The following is a 20,997-nucleotide window of genomic DNA, read 5'->3' on the forward strand; positions in this document are numbered from 1 at the left end:
AAATTTTGCGGCAAGCCAAATTCGCCAGCTTGCGCTTTCTGCAGTTTGACGCCATAAGGAGTATCTACGAAGCTTAAATTTTTATTCGCCCGTATCGGTGCGCCGCCGTTTAGCTCAAAGCCGCTAACTGCGTAAAATTCGCACTCTTTCACGATGCTAATCGTCTTTAAAACGACGTAGGCGACCTTCACGCCCATAAAGCTTCCCGGGCCGTTTGCGTAGATGATTTTTTGTAGATTAAATTTGCCGCCGTTTAAGATCTCGTCTATTATTTTTACAAGGGAGACGTCGGATTTTTTTTCGCTAGAAATTTGCTCCATAAGCTCGCCGTTTTCGTCATAAATGCCAACGATTAGCGGCGAGCTAAGAGCGATAACTAAAATTTGGATATTTTTTATGCAAATACCTTTTGATATTCGCGCGCAAAATCGCCTTTTAGCGTGACGATTTCGTAGTTTTTATCGTCGCTTAGGATAGCTAGCGTTAGCTCGTGGTTTAGCTCATGACTGCCCGCAAAGCTCGTATAGTCAGCCATCAATGGCGCACCCATCAGGCTTAGATCGCCGATCGCGTCTAAAATTTTATGACGAACGAATTCGTTTTCAAAGCGCAGACCTTCGGGATTTAAAATTTTATTATCGTCGATAACCACGGCGTTATCTAGGCTGCCGCCGAGAGCTAAATTTTGCGCTCTTAGCATCTGCACGTCTTTTAAAAATCCAAACGTTCTAGCGCGCGCGATCTCCTCGATGTAGGCTTGTTTACTAAACTCAAACACGTTGTTTTGCTCGCCGATTATCGGGTGGGCAAATTTGATAGTAAAGTCGAATTTCGGGTTATTCGACGGCGTTACTCTGGCGAATTTCCCGTTTTTATTTACTTCTACCGGGTGTTTGATTACGATTACTTTTTTGTCCGCGTCAAGCTCCGCCGTGCCGGCTTCATCGAGCATCATGCAGTAGCTTATCGCCGAGCCGTCCATGACTGGAACTTCGTTGGCGTCTAGGACGATACGGATGTTGTCGATGCCGTAGCCGTTTATCGCGCTAAGGAGATGTTCGATCGTCGAGACGTAGCCCTCTTTGCCGCCGATAACGGTAGCCATTTGAGTGTTTATCACATTTTTTGGCTCCGCTTTAAAGCTCACTCCGAGGTCTTTTCTGTAAAATATTATCCCCGAATTTGCACCGAGCGGCTCAAGCGTGATTTTTATCGGTTCGCCCTTGTGAAGTCCGATGCCTACGCCTTCTACGGCTGATTTTATAGTTGTTTGTTTCAAATTTTCGCCCTTATTTTTCTCATTCTTGCCATTATACAACAAATTTACAACAAAATGGCAAATTTATTCGACCATTTTTTTGGCCGCGCTTAAAACGCCGGTGACGTTATCCTTCATCCAGCCGTTATCCATCCACTCTTCGGGGCGCACTTCTATGCCTTGCACCAGCATGCCAAAGTGCAAGTGATCGCCCATCGCTAAGCCCGTAACTCCGGTGTTTGCAATGATGTCGCCGGCCTTGACGGAGTCGCCTGCTTTGACGTTTAGCGAGCTGCAGTGCCCGTAGAGTGAAAATAGCCCGAATCCATGATTTATCAGGATGTTGCGTCCATAAATGCCGTTATCTGCTGCAAATTCGACCGTGCCGTCGTTGTTAGCGACGATATCGGCTCTTTGCGTCGAGGCTAGGTCGATGCCCATGTGCCAGCTTTCGCTCACGTCTTTATCCTCAAAGGTATAATATCTGTGGTCGCCAAAGCTCGCTACAGCTTTGCCGTTTTTAAGCGGGTAAAATTTATTCACGCTAAAATTTTCCGCCGCGTCTATTTCGACTTTTGCGGCGATTTGCGAGATTATTTTTTCATTTGCCTCGCGGAGATTTTCATTGACGAATTTCATCTTTTCCAGATTGCTCATTGCGTCATAATTTTTTGCGTATTGCTGCGCTAGTTCCGGGATTTTTTCGTTTAAAAATCTACTCTGACCGTCTAGTTTTATCTTTGAGGTGCGGTATTTTTTGTCTTGGTAGAAAAATCTTATCTTGCTTTTGGTTATATTTCCCGCCGCGTCAAGCGCCACGACATCGGCGCTAAACGAGCCTTGCTGTGCCGGCCAAGCGACTAAAGAAGCATAGTAGCCCTCTTTTACGAATTTGCTCGGGATAAATTTTTTACCGTAGTTCGTCTCGATATAGACCTCTTTTAGCATCTCGTCAGTCGCCTTAAACACGACCGTCGCGCTACCGCCTTTAGTGATGGCGTATGAGTGGTTTAGGATGTTTACGTCGGGTTTTTTGTTATCGACGGTGATTTTGACCTCTTTTTTTTGCGTGTTGCCGAAGAAAAATCCCCATTTACTAGTATCGGTGGCCTCGATTACGATGTTGTAGATATCTTTTTGCGCGCCAAATCCTGTTTTGGGAAAGGTCAAATTTAAATCGACGATTTCAGACGGCGCTTCAAATTTTTGAGTCAATAAATTTACGCTGCCTTTTTCGTCTATAAGCGAAATTTTAACTGATTTCACGCCGCCTTCGTCGGTTATTTTGATCGGCAGAGGAGAGGTTAGATTCCAGTAAATTTGATCTGAGATGGCTATACTTGGTGCTTCGCGTTCAAATGTTTTTGAGGTAAATAAAAAAGCTATCGCCGCAACTAAAAGTAAAATAATAACGCCGAAAAATATCAAATTCGGATTGCCGCGTCTTTTCATAAAAATCTCCTAAATCTTAAAGAGACCGATTTTACTAAAAAGCGATAAATTTAAGGTAAATTTGCGCCTGAATTTATAAAATTTCACGTATTTTTCTAGCTTCTCCCATCCATTCTCGCAGCTCGTCCCACTGCTCGTTTTTGATTAAATTTTCGCATTCGTCAAGCTCTTTTTTGAAAAGGTCTATCGAATTTATCAAATTTTGCTTGTTTTGTTTAAAGATATCCGTCCACATCACGGGCGAGCTTTTGGCGATCCTGATCATGCCGTTAAATCCCGTGCCACTTAGCGCGATGATATTTTTTTTGTTTTCCTTTTTTAGTACGCTGCTAGCTAGCGAAAAGCTGATAGCGTGGGGTAGGTGAGAGATGACGCTGGCGTGATGATCGTGCTCCGCCGCGCTCATAAAAATGATCTTCATGCCCAGGTGCGAAAACAGCTCGACCGAGCGCTTGACGTGCATCTCGCCGCTTTCTTTAAAGTCGCAAATGGCTACGACGGCGTCTTTAAAAAGCCCAGAAAACGCGGCGGTCGGACCGGAGTACTCGGTGCCTGCCATCGGGTGAGCGGGGATGAAATTTTGCCTGATGCTCTCGGGTACGGCTTCGATTATTTTTTGCTTAGTGCTACCAAGATCGATGATGGTCGTGTTTTCGCCGATGCCTTCAAATTCTTTGACGATTTTTATGATGCCTTCGACTGGGATGGCTAGAAATATCATATCGCACTTTTGCTTCATCTGCTCAAGGGTTAAAATTTCATGCACGAGGCCGAGCTGCATCGCCTGTTTTTCGTGCTCTTTGCTTAGATCCATGCCGCTAACGCAGCTGATTAGTTTTTCGTTTTTTAGGCTAAGACCTAGCGAGCCGCCGATGAGTCCTAGGCCTACGATACCGATTTTCATAAATTCGCCTTTTAAATTTATATTGTTTAAAAATAAAATGTGCTATTATACAGCCTTATCATCATTTTTAGGTTAAATCAATGAAAAAAAGCGTTTTTCTACTACTTTTGGGCGCAGTTTTGGCGAATGCCGAGCAGATAACTTCCATAAATTTTAAAGGTCTCGTGCATCTGTCTCCAGAAACTGCAAAGGAGATAATGGGGCTAAAAGTCGGAGACGAGCTAAATGTCGATAGCACGGATAGGGCGATCGCAAAGCTGTTTAGACAGGGCTATTTCGACGATATCTACATCGAAAACAAGGGCGGCGACGTGACCGTAACGGTAAAAGAAAAGCCTAGCATCGCTCGTATCGATATCAAAGGCGTAGTGACTAACGATAAAACCGCCATCGACGGACTAATCAACATCAAGCAAGGCAATATGTACGACGAGTTAGCCATCGAGCGCGCAAAAGAGCGCATCAGGCAGTACTACGAGTCAAAAGGCTACTTCGACACGGTCATAGACGTAACAAAAGAGCCGGTGGCAGGCAATGAAAGCAGTCTTTTTGTCACGATGAACATAAACCGCGGCGAAAATATCATAATAGAAAACGTAAATTTAGTCGGCGCAAAGCTTTTTGATTATGATGACGTAGAGCCTGTGGTGGCGAACAAAGAGCGCGAATTTATGGGTTGGATGTGGGGCAGAAACGACGGCAAGGTTAAGCTTTTCGAGCTACCGAACGATCCTGCGAGAATCCAAGATAAATACTACCAAAAAGGCTACCTAGACGCCACCGTCTCAAACCCGTATCTAAACGCCTATATGGATAACTACACCGCAGACCTCACCTACTACGTGACCGAGGGCGAGCAGTATAGGGTATCTAGCGTAGATATCGAAGCGCCTGAGTTTTTAGAGCTTGATAAAGAGAAAATTTTAAAAGACTTTAGGCTGGAAAGCGGCGACGTGATGAACTCCGCTCGCCTAAGACAAGATATGAAAAAGCTCGACGATATGGTAGCGGATAAGGGCTATGCGTTTGTAAGGATAAATCCAAAAACCGAGAAAAACGTCGAGGACAAGACTGTTAGTATCGTCTATGAGGTTTTACCGGACGAAAAAGTATATATAAGAAACGTGCAAATTTCAGGTAACGATAGAACCGTAGATAGAGTCGTCAGACGCGAGCTATACCTCACGGAGGGAAATTTATACAGTAGAACCGACCTGCAAGACAGCAAGGACGCTCTAAGGCGAACGAGCTATTTTGACGAGGTTGAGATCGAGGAGCAGCGCGTCGGAGCAAACCAAGTTGATCTGCTCGTAAAAGTAAAAGAAGCCTCCACCGGCTCTATTAGCGGCGGTATCGGCTACGGCAGCTCGGACGGCTTGCTACTTAACGCGAGCGTGTCGGATACGAACGTATTTGGTAGCGGTATGAAGGGCGTCATAAGCGTGGATAGAAGCGACAACGAGCTCTCAGGTCAGATAGGTTTAACCAACCCGCGCCTTTTTGACTCAGAGTACAGCCTTGGCGGTACTCTTTATGCTAACGACTATAGCTGGAATAACTACGACGAGAAATCATACGGTCTAAACGTCGTCGTGGGTAGAAAACTAACTAGAAATCTAAGCGCGTCTTTGGGTTATATAATCGAACAGAGCCGTATTAGCGGACTTAGCGACGTGCTAAAAACCGTCGGGTACAAAGACGGCAAGAGCCTAAAAAGCTCGCTCATACCGTCTATTACATATAACAGCACGGATGATTATTACCTGCCTCGCACCGGTATCATCGCAAGCACTAGCCTAGAGTTTGCGGGCGTGGGCGGCGATGAGAAATTTTTAAAGAGTAGAACGAATTTCAACTGGTATCAGGGCATCAGAGAGTGGGTGGACTACGACCTTATTTTCAGGTTTAAATCAAGCTTCGGTAAAATTTGGGATCGCGGCTGGGTGCCTATCAACGAGAGACTATATCTAGGCGGTATCAGAAATCTACGCGGTTTTGAGAGCAGAACCGTCTCTCCTAAAGTCAAAGTCTCTAGCGGCAGCTGGTATGAGACGGGCGGCGATATGTCGTTTAATAGCTCGGCCGAGCTTAGCTTCCCGCTAATAGAGCGCGTAAAGATGCGTGGCGTGCTGTTCTTTGACTACGGCGTGATCCACGGCAAGATCGCAAACGTCACGGCTCCGGGCATCGTAGATCATATCGACGGACGCATCAGCAGATACAGTGCGGGCGCCGGTATCGAGTGGGTAACGCCTATGGGACCGTTACAACTAATCTTTGCCAAACCGCTCAAAAAGCAAGACGGCGACGATACGAGTACGTTTGAATTTACTATCGGACAACGTTTCTAATATTACAATAAAACGGCGTTTTGGTTTATAAGACGCCGTTTTTAACTTTCTATCCATAAATACAGCTTTTATCTCGATATAAATTTACAGTAAATTTTGCCTTATTTGCGTTGCGATTTAAATTTATCTATAAAATCCCCAATCATCTAAGCCGTCAAATTTGCCCTCACTTAAAAATATCAAGGTTCAAATTTAACTCGTCTATGATAGATAAAAAATCTGAAATTTCCTTTTTTATCCGCACGGCGTCCTCAAGGCTAGGCGACGGCGAAAAGAGCGTCGTCTCAAATTTATTTTCCGCTCCGTTTAAAAATAGGTAAAATTTATCGTCCATAAACGCAGCGCTCACTCCCATGTCTCCTGCAAATTTTTCCTTTAGCTCGTACAAACGTCTCATAAACGTAGGAGTCAAAAGATATCTTGCTTCAACCTTATCGTCCGTAAAACTCTAAATTAATCGTTAAAAAGAGTATCGTCCATCTGCTCTTTTTCGCCTAAAAATTTAGTGTTTAGAGTGCGACTTGCCACTATCGTTTGACCATTAAATTTCTTATAAAACTCGCAGACCAAGACCGAGCCGCTAAAGGCCTGCATATCCTTCATTGACTCCCACGCAAAAATTATCGCGGAGAGTAAATTTAATGTCGCCGAGTCGCCTAAATTTAGCTTCGAGTCATTTGGGATATCGATCGCTTCGCTGAGACTAAATTTGACGCCATTATAAATGCCGCTGATTTGATCTTCGGCGCGAAATCTGTCGCGTGAATAAATATTGATTTCTCTAAATTCTTTTTCGGTTATGCCTGCTTGGGGATCGTATTTAAAGGTTGGATTTACGTCTTTTATCGCAATGCGAATGAACGTATTTTTAAAAAACTCGTATAATCTTTTTCTGCATCTAGCGCATAGTATGCGGATATGTTAATAGCAAGAATGATAAACGGGAAATAGACGGCTGCAAATAAATCTCTAGCTCCGCTGCTGTCGAATATATACATAACGATCTCACCTCCTATCAAAAGCACGCCGAAAGTAAAGAAGAGTCCAAGAATTACGCTTTTAATATATCGCCTTTTGCATTCGCTTTGCTTTTTTGCGGTTGCCTCTATGGCTTCGTTTATGTTCAAATTTTGCCTCTTTTGGGGTTTTACGTTTGGAGCGAATCTTAGCGAAATTTACGCTGTAAGGGTGCGGGTTTGGAGATCAAAATAGTAAAAATAAGTCGCTAAATTTAAAAATCAGCCGCGCAAATTTTAGTATAATACCCCAAATTTAACTAGGCGGCAGCGATGATAAACGACGAATTTTACATGTCTCTAGCGATAAAAAAGGCTTGGGAGTTTCAAATTTTAACCTATCCAAATCCAGCCGTCGGTTGTGTGGTTTTAGACGCCGGCGGCAGGCTGCTTTCAGTCGCCACGCATAAAAAGGCGGGCTTTTTACACGCCGAGCCAAGCGCGATTCTTTTGGCGCTTTGCAAAAAAAGCGAGGCATTTTTGAGCGATTTTTTGCGCGAGTATAACGCGGCTTTTGGTGTAAAATTTGAAAACGCGGCCGAGCTTGAAAATGCGGACTTACAGCCAAATTTCACCTACGAATACATCCTGCAAAATCACGGCGATCTGCTAAAAGGCGCCAAGGCCTACGTGACGCTCGAGCCATGTGCTCACCGCGGTAAAACTCCGCCTTGTGCCGAGCTTTTAAAGCAGCTAAAATTTGCCGAAGTCGTTATCGCTAGAGGCGACGAAAATGCCGTAGCAAGCGGCGGTGCGGATATCCTGAAAAGCGGCGGCGTAGCGGTCAAATTTGGTGTGCTAAGGCGTGAGGCGGATGAGCTGGTAGAGCCGTTTCTAACGTGGCAGAGGGGGAATTTTAGCTTTTTCAAGCTCGCCCTTAGCGCAAACGGCGTTGCAGTAGGTACCGCGCAGAGCAAGATCATCTCAAATTTAGCTAGCCGCACCCACTCTCACCGCCTTCGCAGCGCGGCCGAGCTGCTAGTTATCGGCGGAGCCACCGTCCGCACCGACCGCCCGAGGCTCGATACCAGGCTGATAGAGCGCGGCAAAAATCCAAACGTGATGATCTACTCGCGCGCGCGAGAGTTTGATGCGTCTATACCGCTTTTTGGCGTGATGGGCAGGAGCGTGCGCGTAACAAACGACATAAATGAAGCTTTCGCGCCGCGCTTAACGATGTTTGAGGGGGGCGAAAACGCGCTAAAAGCCCTAGACGAACGCGTAAAATGGCTACTGCTCTACCGCTCTAGCGAGTTTTTGGACGCGCCCGCGGTAAGGCTAAATTTAAAACTCAAACCGCTATTTCACGGCGAGCTTGGCGGCGACGTTTACGGATGGTATAGGATCGAGCGGGATTTAGGCTAGAGCGCGTCAAATTTGCGCTATGATTTTGTAAATTTAAAGGAGAAAAATGAAAGAGATAACGCTAAACGGAGAGAAATTCCATGTCGCGGCAAACACGATGGATGAGCTAAAAAACGAGGCTCTGGGCGATAAAAATGGCGAGATGTATAAATTTCTAGCCAAATTTAACGCGAGCGAGCCCGATATCTTTATCCTAGACGGCTTTGCGACGAAGGAAAATTTGGAGCTAAAAGAGGGCTCAAATGTAGTATTTATCAGGCGGGGCGTGATGCCTGGGCGCGAAGTGCTAAAAGCTATGATCGCCTCCAGGAACAGCCCCGAGCTAAACGCGGCGCTAGCTAGCGGCTGCGTGGGCGTGGCCGGGCTGGGCGGTCTTGGCTCAAATATCGCGCTAAGCCTAGCTCGCACGGGCGTCGCCAAGCTCGTGCTGGCCGACTTTGACGTCGTGGAGCCTAGCAACCTAAACCGCCAGCAGTACTTCGTCCGCCACATCGGCATGAAAAAAACGGACGCGCTAAAAGAGCTCATCGCCGAGGTAAATCCATTCGTCGAGGTCGTGACGCACGACGTGACGCTAGATGCGAGCAACGTCGCCGAGATTTTCGCGCCGTGCAGCGTCATCTGCGAGGCCTTTGACAACGTCGCGGGCAAGGCGATGATGGTAAATGAAGCCGGAGCTAGTCTGCGGGATAAAAAGATCGTCGGCGCGTCGGGCATGGCGGGGCACTTTAGCTCAAATCTCATAAAAACGGTCAAATTTGCGCGAAACGTCTATCTGTGCGGCGATCTGCAAAACGCTGCGGGCGTAGGACAGGGGCTCATGGCTGCGCGCGTGGCTATCTGCGCAAATCATCAAGCAAACCTCGCCATCAGGCTTTTGATGGGGCTTGAGGAGGTTTAAATTTGACTGCGGGAGCGGCGTTTGGCGAGTGGTTTGGCATTTTTAACTCGCGCTCAAATTTAGCTTTGGCAAGTTTTTGATTTCGCTAAATTTGAGCAAATTTCGTTGCGATAAAGTTGAGGGTTTGTGTTTGGCTACGTCAAATTTGGCTCGCAAATTTGTACTAAAATCGGATAAAATTTACTTGCCTGATATTTGAATTAGCTATTTGCGCTTGGCTGGTCGCACCGAAGTTTAGTTTCAAATTTCATCGCAAAATTTAATCCAAATGAGCTCCTGCCTCGCAAGAAGGCAAAATTTATCTGCGCTACTTCATCTTCGGACGAAACGAGCGTTTTACGTCAAAGCCATTGCCGGCGATTTTTATATCGTTTGGGATTGCGCCTACCGGGGTGGAGGCGTCCTTTTTGGCGGATAAAAACTCTACTAAGTTTTGCCACACGAAATCGGCATCTATATAAAGTCCCATCGCGCTAAGTTGCGGATTTATCGCTACGAAGTCGGTAGTTTTCGTTTTTTTAAAAAGCACGATCGGCGCATTTAAAATCTCGTCTGCGCTTATCGCTTTACCGCCGCGAACGATATTTTTTAACGATTTTTCGCAGGTGGCGCCTAGGGGGTATTTTATGTCGAGTAAAATATCCTTTCTCGTAGCATAATCGCTGGTTTGCCGAAACTGCGAAACGGGATAGGCGCGAAAACCGTCGTTAAACGTCAATATTTTGGTTTTATTATCGGTTTCTTTAAGATCAAGGCTCGTGTAAATCTTGCCCCGCGCGGCGAAAATATGGACCAAATTTTGATCGATAAAGATGATGGAGTGCAGCAGGCGCGGAACTTCATTGACGTCGGTTTTGTTTAAATTTATAAATTTACCGTCAGTAAATCGGTAGCCGCCCAGTTTCTTTTCAAAATCCATTTTGTCTATTTTGCTCAGTTTCCATAGCTCATCGGCGGCGACGAGAGTCGAGTTTCTACGGTCGTAGACCAACGTCTCGTCAAGGCCGTATTTTGATACCATAAAGTCGTAATTATCTTTAAATTTCGAGATTATTTTCACGCCGCGCCTTTAAATTTACCTTGTCTTAGCTTCAAAAAATGCCGAGATTAGCGAGTTTGCGCCCTGATTTATAAATTTTTGCATCGCTTTTTCGTAAACGGACGGCTTTGCCCAGACGGGCTCGGTCACGCCGCTTAGCTTTTCTAGTTCGGCACGCGCCGAATAATAATCGCTCACCTCGTCGATGAGCCCGAGTTTTGCGGCGTCGCGAGCGAGAAATACCCGCGCGTTGGCCCACTCTTTGCTTTTGTTTGCGTCTAGATTTCTATCCGCCGCCACGTCGCTTACGAACATCTCGTAGCTGGCGTTTACGAGCTCTTGCAACTGCTCGCGCTCGATTTTGCTCCACTGGCGCACAAAGGTTCCCGCCTCTTTATACTCACCCGCCTTTACGACTTGTTGCGAGACGCCGATTTTAGCCGCTAGCTCGCTAGCGTCGGCGCCTTGCATTATCACGCCGATCGATCCGATAAATGCGCCCGGATTTGCCAAAATTTTGTTTGCGCCGGCACCCGCGTAGTAGCTGCCGCTCGTCATCGATCCCCCCGCATACGCGACCACGGGCTTTGCGGCGCGTAGATTTTTGATCGCTAGGTGCAGCTCGACGCTAGGCGCCAGCGCGCCGCCCGGGCTGTCGATATAAAGCAGCACGCCCTTTATATCGCCGTCCTTGCGCGCGGCCTCGATCTTTTCTAGCGCTTCGCCCGCGTCCATGATTGCGCCCGATAGATTTATCTGGGTTAGGTTGGGCGGATTTACGTTTTCGCCCTTACCGCTAAAAAATATCAAAAAGACGATGAGTAAAAACAGCATCGCCTTAAAATAGGTGTTTATAAACCTAAAAATCGCCGCAATCGGCGCAAAAATAAATCTCAAAAATCCCATTTTTTTCCTTTAAATTTATCGTTTTCGTGAAATTCGGGCGCATTTTACCATTTAAATTTATAAATTTAGCTAGCGAGCCGGTTTTGAGACGCGGAGTTAAATTTTGCGGCTAAATTTTTAATATTCTCTAGCGTGTGTCAAATTTTACTCGTCGTTTGATTAAATTTGGCGACGTATTTTGTTTGGATTAGTTTAAAAGCGCAAATTTAGCCTTAAACTCGATGTCTAAATTTGCGTAAAAATTGGTTTTGATTTAACTTGCTTTAAAGCGTACATAATGCCGGCGACGGGCTAGAATTCTGCATTTGATTCCCAAATTTCATCTTGGGCTTTTGCATCCACCGCCGCAAACTCGGCCAGCTTGCAAAACGCCTCCCAAATCTCCTCGCGCTCCATGGTGTCGATGCTATGCTTGGCATCTATCGCGTTAAAAACGGCGATAAATTCTTTTAAAATTTCAGTTTTTTCGGTCTTAAGCTCATTGCTTGCGGATTCTGCTTCTAGCGCGCTTAGCTTCTTATGCGCATCTACGTAAGCTTTCATAGTCTTTTTGGCTGTCGCCGCGCTTATACCCTCTCTGCCGTCCCAGCCGCGTAGCGGGTTGTTTAAATTCGCCGCTAGCCACTGCTTGCTTCGCGGTTGTCTGATTGTGAAGTTTTCTATGTCTTTAAACTGCGCTCTAGCCGCCTCACAGGCGCTTTTGGGTGCTGACCAGAGCCAAAGACGCTTTAGGTGTGGCAGCTGCGCCTTTGTCGGGAAATTTTCAAATCCATAAACGTCGCTAAGCCAAACGTCTTTTAGGTGTTTAAATTTGACAAGCGCGTCGATATTGTTTAGCGTGCCGCCCTGCGCATTAATAAAAATTTCGCGCAAATTCGGAAAACTCGCCGCAACGCGTGCAAGATCTATACACTCGCCGCGCCGCGAAAATATCCGTAGATCGCGCAGTTTTTCAAGCCCGCGAATGCAAAACTCGCCGCCGTTTAGCTCTAGCTGAACACTCAAAAGCTCACCGTCAAAGGGGCAGTGCGCGCTCTTTAGCCGCGAGGTATCGCCATTTATCGCGAGTCGCCACAGCGAGCCGTTTAGTGTGATTTCCTCCGTGCCGCTTGCGTGCAAGACGAGCTGCTGCAAGCGCGTGCGCGAGATATCTAGGCTTTTGCCGGCGCAGTTTAGCTCAAGCTGCGTCATCATCGGCGTCGCTTCTAAAAAATTTTTCAAATTTTCATCCCAAACCGCGCTTTTTATCTCGTAGCAAAACGGATTTTTATGCGCTAAATCGGCGTAGAATTCTCTGCTTTGGGGCTGCGAAATTTCAAGTTTTTTCTTGCGAGCGGATTTAAATTTGGCGCGAATATCCTTGGGAAGCTCGTTCCATGCAAGCTGCATGTAGATCTGTTCGATGCTTTGCAGGCTCACGCACTCGGACGGCTCGCAAATCGAAGCGGCATTGCCGATGAAAACGGGCTCGGCATCTAAAATTTCATCCGTGCCGAGATAAAATTCTCCGCGCTCCCAAAAGTGATGATCGAAGTAAAACGGCTTAAGCTTAGCCGCTTCTTTTAGGCTGGGCAGCACGCTCGTAAAGCCGTCCAAAACGAGCGCGACGAGCCCCATCTGAGCGCTTAGGATCTGCGCGGTAAAATACGCGTCCCGCCTCTTAAGCTTTACAGCGAAGAGATCGCCGATTTTGGTTTCCATTTTTTCTCCTTTAAATTCGCTTTGCGGCGTGCCTCTGGCGGGGCGGCAAATTTAAATCGTCGCTAAATTTGCTTTAAATTTACCTCCACGCCGCCAACAAATAGCCGCTCGCAGCCCCTCGTGTGCAAGATCAGCATGAGAGGCAGCTGCGTCGCGTCAGCGTCTGCAAAACCGCCGTAGAGCGCGAGGTCGGCTAGCTTGCCTTCTTTTATCTCGCCTACTTCCAAATTTAGCGCGCTTGCGGCGTTTTTAGTCGAGGCTAAGAGTAAAATTTTAGCAAGCTCTAGCGGATCAAAATCTGCATGAATGAGCAAATTTGCCCGCAGTTCGTCAAGGAAATTTAAGCTTATATTTGAGCTAAGGCCGTCCGTGCCGATGTTTACGCTCATTCCGGCATCCAGCGCGGCGCGTAAATTTAGCGTGCGTTTGCTAAGCAGCCTGTTTGAAACCGCGCAGTGTGTGAGACTGTGAAGCTCATGGTCAAAGCCCGAAAAATCATCCGCCCAAACGCAGTGCGTAAAAAGAGTGCGAATGCCTGCAAACATCGCTACAAACGAGCTTGGCGTATAAAGCGGACGCGCGGCGGGGTTAAATTTGCCAAGCCACTCTTTAAAGCCGCCCGAGCCGCCCTCTAGCCAGCTTTTTTCGTGTTCGCTCTCCATAAAATGCGTCGAGACGACTAAGTCCCGCTTGCGAGCTAAATTTAGCACAGCGGCGGCTAAATCAGGGTGCGTAGAGTAGGGCGAATGTACCGAAATCGCGGGCGTAAAAAGCGGACTTTTGCGCTTTTGCGACGCTTCAAATCGGGCGGTAAAATTTGCCAAGCTTTGCTCTAACGCGGCTTCGTTCGTGCCTAAAATTTCGTTAAAAAACACGACCCTACCGTCGCAGTTTGCGCATGCGTCCAAATCCCCGCCAAAGCTAGAAACCGCTCCGAAGCTCGCTACGCCGCTACGCTGCATGGTTTTTATCGCAGAGGCGATGACGGCGTCGTTTGCCGCCTGCGAGAGCGCGACTCGAGAGGCGATAACCGAGCTTAGCCACTCTAAAAAATCGCCGTAAACGAGGCTGGTTTTGTTCGCGCTAAACTCTAGATGCACGTGCGGGTTGATAAAAGCAGGCGCTAAAACGGCGTCCGGATACTCAAAAAACTGCGCGCCCTCGTATCTTTTGCGCAGCTCCTCGGCCTCTCCGACCGCCTGGATACGCTCATCAAAGGCAACCGCCCCGTCCTCTAAAACGGTAAAATTTTCGTCGCATAGCATTGTAAATTTCGGTTTAACGATGATCATTTTTTAAGCTCCTATTTTTCGTGATTGTAGCGAAAATTTAGCTTAAAAAATGTATAATCAAGGCTAAATTTAAATCTTTTAAAAGGCTAAAAATGGAAACAAAATCTAAACTAATGGTCATCCAAGGCCCGAATATCAACATGCTAGGCACGCGCGAACCTGATATCTACGGCTCAATGAAGATGGAGGATATCCACGGACAGATGAAGCTTTTTGCCGAGCAAAACGGCATCGAGATCGAGTTTTTTCAGAGCAATTTCGAGGGCGAGCTCGTCGATAAAATCCAAGAGTGCTTCGGCGAATTTGACGGTATCATCATAAACCCTGCCGCCTACACGCACACATCTATCGCGATCCGCGACGCTATCGCAGCCGTCGGGCTTCCGGTCATCGAGGTGCATATCAGCAACATCCACCGCCGCGAAGAATTCCGCCAAAAAAGCCTCATAGCGCCGGTGACTGCGGGACAGATCGTGGGCTTTGGGCCTGTGGGCTACCACCTAGCTATGATTGCGATTTTGCAAATTTTCGAGCAGATAAAAGCGCTAAGGGCCGCTAGAGAAAACGCGGAGTAAGATAGGGCGAAGTTGAAAAATTTTATCCTAAAGGACGAAAACGCCGTATTTTACGAGTGCGGATACAGTTGCGACAACGCGATATTTTTGAGTCTCGCGGGGCGCAAATTTTTCCTCACCGATGCGCGTTATAGCATCGAGGCGCGCGAGCTTTGCCAAGATACCGAAGTGATCGAGGTCGAGCGAAATTTGATAAAAGACGCGCGGCTGTTTTTGCGAAAAGCGGGCGTTCGTGAGCTTAGCTACAACCCGTACGATTTTAGCGCGGGCGAGTGGGAAACTCTAAGCAAGGGGCTTGGGATAAGATTTAAGGCGCGGGCGAATTTTTCGCAAATTTCGCGAATAGTAAAATCAGAGGATGAGATAAAAATTTTAAAACGCGCGGCGCAGCTAGGCGCCCAGAGATTTGACGAATTTGCCGCGTTCGTGCGCGCTAACGGCGAAGGGATGAGCGAAGAGGAGCTGTTTTTTAACGCCGAGCTTATTTTTAAGAAAAAGGGCGAGCTCGCGCTTAGCTTTTCGCCTATCGTCGCGATCAACGAAAACGCCGCCAAGGCGCACGCATTGCCCGGTAAAAAGCGGCTACGTCGGGGCGATTTGCTCCTGCTTGATGCGGGGGTTAAATTTAACCGTTACTGCTCCGATAGGACGCGCACGGCGTGCTTTGACGAAAATTTTAACTTCGGCAAAGAGCAAAAATTTAAAAACGCCAAACGCCAAGAAATTTACGAGATAGTAAAAGAGGCTCAGGCTCTTGCGATCGCGGCGGTAGTGCCCGGTAAAAAGGCGCGCGAGATCGATGCGGCGGCTAGGGATTTTATCGCTGCTCAGGGCCTTGGCGAAGCGTTTTTTCACAGCACCGGACACGGTGTGGGAGTCGATATCCACGAGCTTCCCTTTATCTCAAAGCGCGGAGATACCGTGCTAAAAGAGGGGATGGTCTTTAGCGTGGAGCCCGGGATTTACCTGCCCGGCGAGTTTGGCGTGCGCATCGAGGACGTCGTGGTCGTGCGCGAAAACGGGGCTGAAATTTTATGAGAGTAGCGGGGGCGAGGCGCTTTAGCAAATGCCTCTTTTTCCCGAAGGTTTTTGATTTTAAACCGGGCTTTAAAAATAGCGTTATTTTGGGGCTCGGAGGTAATATCGGCGACGTGAAAAAGCGCTTTAATCGGTTGCATTTTAAACTCAGCCGAGACAGCAGGTTTCACGTCGTGGAAAACTCGGCGCTCCTCATAAACGAGGCGTTTGGGTTTAAGGAACAGGCTGATTTCACAAACGCCGTAACGCTCCTGCAAACGAGCCTTGCCGCGAGGCAAATTTTAAAAATAACGGCAAATTTAGAAAGGCGTTTCGGGCGCGTGAGAAGCTTTAAAAACGCGCCCAGGACGCTTGATATAGATATTTTGTATTTTAGCGGACGAAACAGAAACGACGCGCGGCTGACGCTACCGCATCCGGGCGCGCAAAGCAGGGCTAGCGTGATTTTGCCGCTTGGGACGATGAAGCGCGTTAGTAAAAGCGGAGTTAAATTTTAAAATTTAGCGGCCGCAAAGCCTAAATTTGAAGCGGGAACGGAAAATGCATAGCCTTTGCCGCGACGATTTTGGCTAGAGGCGGCGAAATTTGGCGAGAAACGAAGGAGAAGATTTGGCGACGAAGTTTTATACGTTTACCGGCGAGAGCAGTATGGAAGCGCTAAAAAAGGCGCAGGCTCAGTGCGGCGAGAGGGCGATCTTGGTAACGACGAAGCAAATCCAGCCAAAGACGATAAACAAAAAGCCGCTTTATGAAATTTTAGTTAGCGTCGAAGAGGACGCGAGCGAGCAGAAAAAAAATCAGCCTCAAAAGCAAAATTTAAAGGGTTACGAGGAGTTTTTGCGCGCTCAATCGGCAAAAGAGGAAAGACCGCAAAAGATCATTTTAGACGAGCGCGAGCTTTTTGAAGTCGAAGCTCAAAGCGCCGTAGCTGCGGCAAATTTTGCACAAAATGCCATAAATTCGGCCTCGCAAAATCAAAACTACAAAACAGCCCAAAATAGCGGCGAGGACATACTCCTAAATATCTCAAAAGCCGCAAAGGAGATAAGCCAAATAGCAAATATAGAAACTATGCCTAGCCGCCAAGATCAAAACTATGATAAAAAGATCGACGACGTCGCAAGGCAGGTGAGTATGCTAAGCGAAAAAGTAAATATGATAGCCGATATGTTCTGGGAGGAGCGAGCGGGCGCTAGAAACAACCTAAGTATACCGCCCGAGTTTGCCGGTATCTACAAAGACGCCAAAAATAGCGGTATGAAAGAGGAACACCTAGAGCAGATAATGAAAATAACCGTGGAAAATATGTCGCCTCAGATGAAGGCTAATCCGACCGCGGTTAGGAGATATTTTAGCTCGCTACTTAGAAAGATGCTTCCGTGCAGGAGCGAAGAGGACGATAGAAAACAAAAAATCATGATGCTAGTGGGGCCTACGGGAGTTGGTAAAACCACGACCCTAGCTAAGCTCGCGGCGAGGTTTGCCTACGGAGACGGCAAGCGCTTGAAAACGGGTATCATCACGCTTGATACCTACCGTATCGGCGCGGTCGAGCAGCTGTTTCAATACGCAAAGATGATGAAGCTACCGATCCTTGACGTTATCGAGGTGGAGGACTTTAAAAACGCGCTAAAGCAGCTAAATCACTGTGAGGTTATCCTCATAGATACCACGGGTAGCTCGCAGTACGATAAAGAAAAATTAGCTAGACTAGAAAAGTTTATAAAAAGTACTGATGCGCATATAGACGTACATCTGGTGCTCTCTGCCGGAGCAAAGATTGAAGATATGCTTGAAATTTATAACGGATTTAGCTTCCTTGATATCGACACCCTGATCATCACCAAATTTGACGAAACTAAAATTTTCGGCAACGTATTTTCGCTTGTTTACGAGACGAATAAGCCTGTTAGTTTTTTCTCCGTCGGCCAGGAGGTGCCGGACGATATCTTGATAGCAAAGAGCGAATTTTTAGTAAGTTGCGTATTAGAGGGATTTAGCAAGGAGCATAATGAATAATCAGGCCGAGAAACTAAAAGGCATAGTGGCTGCCCAAGCCAAAGCGAAAACCACGTATTTTATCGCCGTAACCAGCGGAAAGGGCGGAGTTGGCAAAAGCACCATAAGCGCAAATTTGGCTAACGTCTTATCTAAAAGCGGGTATAGAGTCGCTCTTTTTGACGCGGATATCGGGCTAGCGAATTTAGACGTTATATTAAACGTACGCGTTAATAAAAATTTGCTTCACGTGCTAAAAGGCGAATGTTCCTTAAAAGATATTTTAATCGAGATAAAGCCGAATTTGACGTTGATTCCCGGTGAAAGCGGCGAGGAAATACTAAAATTTAACAATCAATTTTTGTGCGAGCAGTTTTTTGCCGAGTCGGCGAACCTTGACGGACTTGATTTTATCATCATCGACACGGGCGCGGGTATCGGCGGAAACACGCGACTATTTTTAGAGGCGGCAGATGAGGTGGTGGTGGTCACTATGCCCGATCCCGCCGCGATAACGGACGCATACGCCGTCATAAAAATTACCTCAAAAGACAAAGATAATCTTTTGATGGTTTTTAATATGGTAAAAAACGAAAAAGAGGCGATGAGGATATTTGAGCATATTCAAAAAGTAGCCAAGGCAAATATCGAAAATCCGCTAAATTTGGAGTTTTTGGGCGCTATTAGCGAGGATAAAAACGTCTCTCGTAGTATAAAACAACGCACGCTTTTTACCGACGATAGCGAATTTTGTCTGCCGAGCTTAGAGCTAAACCAGATAGCTCAAAGGCTTATTTCAAGATTGGAACAAAAAGTGCTTAAAGGTGGTCAAGTCAATAGCTTTAGCGCCTTTTTTAGGCGTATGATAGAGCAATTTTAATTTTAGGATTTAATTTTGAAAGCAGAAAATTTTATAGCATTTTTTACTGTTTGCGGATGTTTTACGGGAGTCGTTTTTTCGGCGTTAAAGTTACCCACCCAAACGGCTATTGTGTAGTCTTCATCGACACCTATGGCGTAAAGGTCACGTGAGTTTGCACTATCTGGTGATTCACGTTATCATAATGAACTATATCGACGTAAGATTATCGGTTAAAAAGAGATTTGATAAAGAACAATATGAACAAGCAGCTGATTATCTTATAGCCGAACTTGGAGTAAGAGAAAAGCGTATAGATAATATTTTAAGCAAGATATCTAGCGAAAATATCCTGATAAAACAAGCGCTGGGTAAAAATGGCGAAAGAAATGCAAAAGCCGCATAATCCTTATGCCTCAAATTTGAAAAAGGAACAAGACGAGGTCGTGCTAGCCTACACGCCCGCTCTTCGCGCGATGGCTTTTAGGCTAAAGGAGCGTTTGCCCGCTCACATCGACGTTGGCGATCTGATAGGCGCCGGGCTGGAGGAGATGGTAAAGCTCTCTAGAAAATACGACAAAGAGCAAAACGACTCGTTTTGGGGCTACGCTCAAAAGCGAGTTTACGGCGCGATGCTTGATTTTTTACGCGGGCTTGACGTGGTTAGTCGCTCGGACCGCACTTTGGTAAAGTCTATCGAGGCTTTGGTAAATGAGTATTTTAATAAATTCGAGTGCGAACCCGACGACGCGTATATCGCGGGCAAGCTAGGTATCGACGTAGAAAAAGTAAGCGAAGCAAGAAACGTGAGCGCGGTCGTCGCCGTCCTAAACATCGACGATCAAATGGAGCTAATGAGCGAGGAGAATACGCTAGAGCGGGTCGAAAAAGAGGACTTGATAGAAAAGATAACTCAAATTTTAAACGAATTTGAGGAGCGCGATCAGCTCATCGTACAGCTTTATTATTACGAAGAGCTGAGCTTAAAGGAGATCAGCGAAATTTTGCAAATAACCGAAAGCAGAATCTCGCAGATACATAAGCGCTTGATGGAAAAAATAAGAAAAAAGCTTGAGGGTAAATAATGGCGGACATTTTAAGTCAAGAAGAGATAGACGCGCTACTAGAAGTCGTGGACGACGACGATGCTAGCGAATCTATCGGCGAAAAATCAAAAAAAGAAGAACAGCAGCAGGTAATAATTTACGATTTTAAACGCCCAAACCGCGTGAGCAAAGAGCAGCTTCGCGCGATAAAGGGCATACACGACAAGCTTGCGAGAAATTTGGCTTCTCAAATTTCAAGCGTTATGAGAAGTATCGTGGAGATCCGCCTACATAGCGTCGATCAGATGACGTACGGCGAGTTTTTGATGAGTTTGCCAAGTCCTACTAGCTTTAACGTCTTTTCGATCAAGCCGCTTGACGGTAACTGCGTTTTGGAGATAAACCCGAGCATCGCATTCCCGATGATAGATCGCTTGCTAGGCGGTAACGGCGAGGGCTTTGAGACCAGTAGGGAGCTAACCGATATCGAGGTAAATTTACTCGATGCGATCCTGAGGATGATGATGCAGCGCCTAAAAGAGAGCTGGTCGATGATCACCGATATGTACCCAAACGTCGAGGCTAAAGAAAGTAGCCCAAACGTCGTGCAAATCGTAAGCCAAAACGAGATCGTGATAATGGTCGTCATGGAGATCATTGTAGGCAACTCAAGCGGCATGATAAATATCTGCTATCCGGTTATCTATCTTGAACCGATCTTAAGCCGTCTAGCCAACCGCGACATAATGCTAGGCGAAACGAGCGCGAAAAAGAGCCGAAACAAAGAGCTAAAAACGCTGATCGGGCGAGCCGAGGTGCTATATGAGGCGATACTGGGCAAAAGTATCGTTAGCGTAAACGAGTTTTTAAATTTAAAAGAGGGTGATATCTTAAGGCTTGATAGAGGTGCTGACGATAAGGCGATTGTTTGCATTGATAAAAAAGAGGTATTTTTGGCTGAAGTTGGACTTCATAGATTTAGAAAGTCGATAAGAATCGAACAGCTAATACGCTCTGATAAAGACGAGATCAAGCATATCCTAGAGAGATACGAAGAAGAGCGAAAAGCCAAGCTGATGGCATACGAAGCAAATGAAAATTTAATGGAAGAAGAGACCGAAGAAGATGATGAATGAGTTTTTTAATATATTCTCCAACGAATTAAAAGCGACCATCGAAGGACTAACAGGCAGAGCGCCAGAGATCGGCGAGAGAAACGAATTTGATGCCCCTACTCAAAATGGTATAAAGCCACCAGTTGTTATGGCTAGTGTTGCCTTAAGCGGTGGTATTAGT

At 46.5% G+C, this 20,997-nt stretch carries 21 protein-coding genes and 1 pseudogene; 12 read left to right on the forward strand and 10 right to left on the reverse strand.

Going from position 1 to position 20,997, the window contains the following annotated elements; all coding sequences use genetic code 11:
- The 4 genes from Q0200_RS05605 to Q0200_RS05620 all read right to left on the reverse strand — a co-directional run.
- Positions 1–320: glycoprotease (locus tag Q0200_RS05605; RefSeq protein ID WP_297938817.1), on the reverse strand; the 320-nt coding region annotated here is incomplete at its 3' end.
- A gap of 74 nt (positions 321–394) precedes the next feature.
- On the reverse strand, positions 395–1,279 hold the full coding sequence (lpxC, locus tag Q0200_RS05610; RefSeq protein WP_297938819.1) for a UDP-3-O-acyl-N-acetylglucosamine deacetylase: 885 nt from the start codon (positions 1,277–1,279) through the stop codon (positions 395–397).
- Between the two features lie 63 nt (positions 1,280–1,342).
- Positions 1,343–2,710 (reverse strand): peptidoglycan DD-metalloendopeptidase family protein, encoded by a 1,368-nt coding sequence (locus Q0200_RS05615; protein WP_297938822.1) that lies wholly within the window; start codon positions 2,708–2,710, stop codon positions 1,343–1,345.
- A 73-nt stretch (positions 2,711–2,783) separates the two neighbouring features.
- Entirely contained in the window at positions 2,784–3,614 is an 831-nt protein-coding gene (locus tag Q0200_RS05620; protein WP_297938825.1) for a prephenate dehydrogenase, read from the reverse strand.
- Between the two features lie 80 nt (positions 3,615–3,694).
- Here Q0200_RS05620 and bamA point away from each other — a divergent pair, with 80 nt between their 5' ends.
- Positions 3,695–5,965, forward strand: a complete 2,271-nt coding sequence (gene bamA / locus Q0200_RS05625; protein WP_297938828.1) for an outer membrane protein assembly factor BamA — start codon at positions 3,695–3,697, stop codon at positions 5,963–5,965.
- Positions 5,966–6,131: 166 nt separating this feature from the next.
- Here bamA and Q0200_RS05630 read toward each other — a convergent pair whose 3' ends face one another.
- Positions 6,132–6,353: a DUF3137 domain-containing protein gene (locus Q0200_RS05630; protein ID WP_297938831.1), complete on the reverse strand. Its 222-nt coding sequence runs from the start codon at positions 6,351–6,353 to the stop codon at positions 6,132–6,134.
- 65 nt (positions 6,354–6,418) lie between these two features.
- Positions 6,419–6,568: a DUF3137 domain-containing protein gene (locus tag Q0200_RS05635; RefSeq protein ID WP_297938833.1), complete on the reverse strand. Its 150-nt coding sequence runs from the start codon at positions 6,566–6,568 to the stop codon at positions 6,419–6,421.
- Between the two features lie 686 nt (positions 6,569–7,254).
- Here Q0200_RS05635 and ribD point away from each other — a divergent pair.
- Positions 7,255–8,346 (forward strand): bifunctional diaminohydroxyphosphoribosylaminopyrimidine deaminase/5-amino-6-(5-phosphoribosylamino)uracil reductase RibD, encoded by a 1,092-nt coding sequence (gene ribD / locus Q0200_RS05640; protein WP_297938835.1) that lies wholly within the window; start codon positions 7,255–7,257, stop codon positions 8,344–8,346.
- A 46-nt stretch (positions 8,347–8,392) separates the two neighbouring features.
- Positions 8,393–9,247, forward strand: coding sequence for a sulfur carrier protein ThiS adenylyltransferase ThiF (gene thiF, locus Q0200_RS05645; protein WP_297938838.1), 855 nt, complete (start codon positions 8,393–8,395; stop codon positions 9,245–9,247).
- Positions 9,248–9,554: 307 nt separating this feature from the next.
- Here thiF and Q0200_RS05650 read toward each other — a convergent pair whose 3' ends face one another.
- From Q0200_RS05650 to Q0200_RS05665, 4 genes are all read right to left on the reverse strand, one after another.
- Positions 9,555–10,307 carry a hypothetical protein gene (locus Q0200_RS05650; RefSeq protein ID WP_297938840.1) on the reverse strand — a complete coding sequence of 251 codons (753 nt, stop codon included), beginning with the start codon at positions 10,305–10,307 and terminating at the stop codon, positions 9,555–9,557.
- 15 nt (positions 10,308–10,322) lie between these two features.
- Positions 10,323–11,192: a signal peptide peptidase SppA gene (gene sppA / locus Q0200_RS05655; RefSeq protein WP_297938843.1), complete on the reverse strand. Its 870-nt coding sequence runs from the start codon at positions 11,190–11,192 to the stop codon at positions 10,323–10,325.
- 291 nt (positions 11,193–11,483) lie between these two features.
- A complete protein-coding gene (locus tag Q0200_RS05660; RefSeq protein ID WP_297938846.1) occupies positions 11,484–12,893 on the reverse strand; it encodes a hypothetical protein in 1,410 nt (469 codons plus the stop codon).
- A 62-nt stretch (positions 12,894–12,955) separates the two neighbouring features.
- Entirely contained in the window at positions 12,956–14,185 is a 1,230-nt protein-coding gene (locus Q0200_RS05665) for a metal-dependent hydrolase (protein ID WP_297938849.1), read from the reverse strand.
- 92 nt (positions 14,186–14,277) lie between these two features.
- Here Q0200_RS05665 and aroQ point away from each other — a divergent pair, with 92 nt between their 5' ends.
- The 9 genes and pseudogenes from aroQ to Q0200_RS11920 form a co-directional block, all read left to right on the forward strand.
- The gene (gene aroQ / locus Q0200_RS05670) at positions 14,278–14,760 is read left to right on the forward strand and encodes a type II 3-dehydroquinate dehydratase (protein WP_297938852.1); all 483 of its coding nucleotides are present in this window, start codon (positions 14,278–14,280) and stop codon (positions 14,758–14,760) included.
- Between the two features lie 12 nt (positions 14,761–14,772).
- Positions 14,773–15,798 (forward strand): M24 family metallopeptidase, encoded by a 1,026-nt coding sequence (locus Q0200_RS05675; protein WP_297938855.1) that lies wholly within the window; start codon positions 14,773–14,775, stop codon positions 15,796–15,798.
- Positions 15,795–16,295: a 2-amino-4-hydroxy-6-hydroxymethyldihydropteridine diphosphokinase gene (folK, locus tag Q0200_RS05680; protein ID WP_297938857.1), complete on the forward strand. Its 501-nt coding sequence runs from the start codon at positions 15,795–15,797 to the stop codon at positions 16,293–16,295. Before Q0200_RS05675 ends, folK begins: the two co-directional genes overlap by 4 nt.
- A 151-nt stretch (positions 16,296–16,446) precedes the next feature.
- Positions 16,447–17,817, forward strand: a complete 1,371-nt coding sequence (gene flhF, locus Q0200_RS05685; protein ID WP_297938871.1) for a flagellar biosynthesis protein FlhF — start codon at positions 16,447–16,449, stop codon at positions 17,815–17,817.
- The gene (locus Q0200_RS05690) at positions 17,810–18,676 is read left to right on the forward strand and encodes a MinD/ParA family protein (protein ID WP_297938860.1); all 867 of its coding nucleotides are present in this window, start codon (positions 17,810–17,812) and stop codon (positions 18,674–18,676) included. The genes flhF and Q0200_RS05690 overlap by 8 nt, the downstream gene beginning before the upstream one ends.
- Before the next feature lie 148 nt (positions 18,677–18,824).
- A complete protein-coding gene (locus Q0200_RS05695) occupies positions 18,825–19,061 on the forward strand; it encodes a hypothetical protein (protein ID WP_297938863.1) in 237 nt (78 codons plus the stop codon).
- On the forward strand, positions 19,045–19,740 hold the full coding sequence (locus Q0200_RS05700) for an RNA polymerase sigma factor FliA (protein WP_206159216.1): 696 nt from the start codon (positions 19,045–19,047) through the stop codon (positions 19,738–19,740). Before Q0200_RS05695 ends, Q0200_RS05700 begins: the two co-directional genes overlap by 17 nt.
- Positions 19,740–20,837, forward strand: a complete 1,098-nt coding sequence (gene fliM / locus Q0200_RS05705; protein WP_297938868.1) for a flagellar motor switch protein FliM — start codon at positions 19,740–19,742, stop codon at positions 20,835–20,837. The genes Q0200_RS05700 and fliM overlap by 1 nt, the downstream gene beginning before the upstream one ends.
- Positions 20,827–20,997: pseudogene (locus Q0200_RS11920) on the forward strand (flagellar motor switch protein FliY); the annotation flags it as partial. The gene fliM and the pseudogene Q0200_RS11920, both read left to right, overlap by 11 nt.

Origin of the sequence: uncultured Campylobacter sp., from assembly GCF_938045225.1 — a bacterium.
Classification (GTDB): Bacteria; Campylobacterota; Campylobacteria; order Campylobacterales; family Campylobacteraceae; genus Campylobacter_A.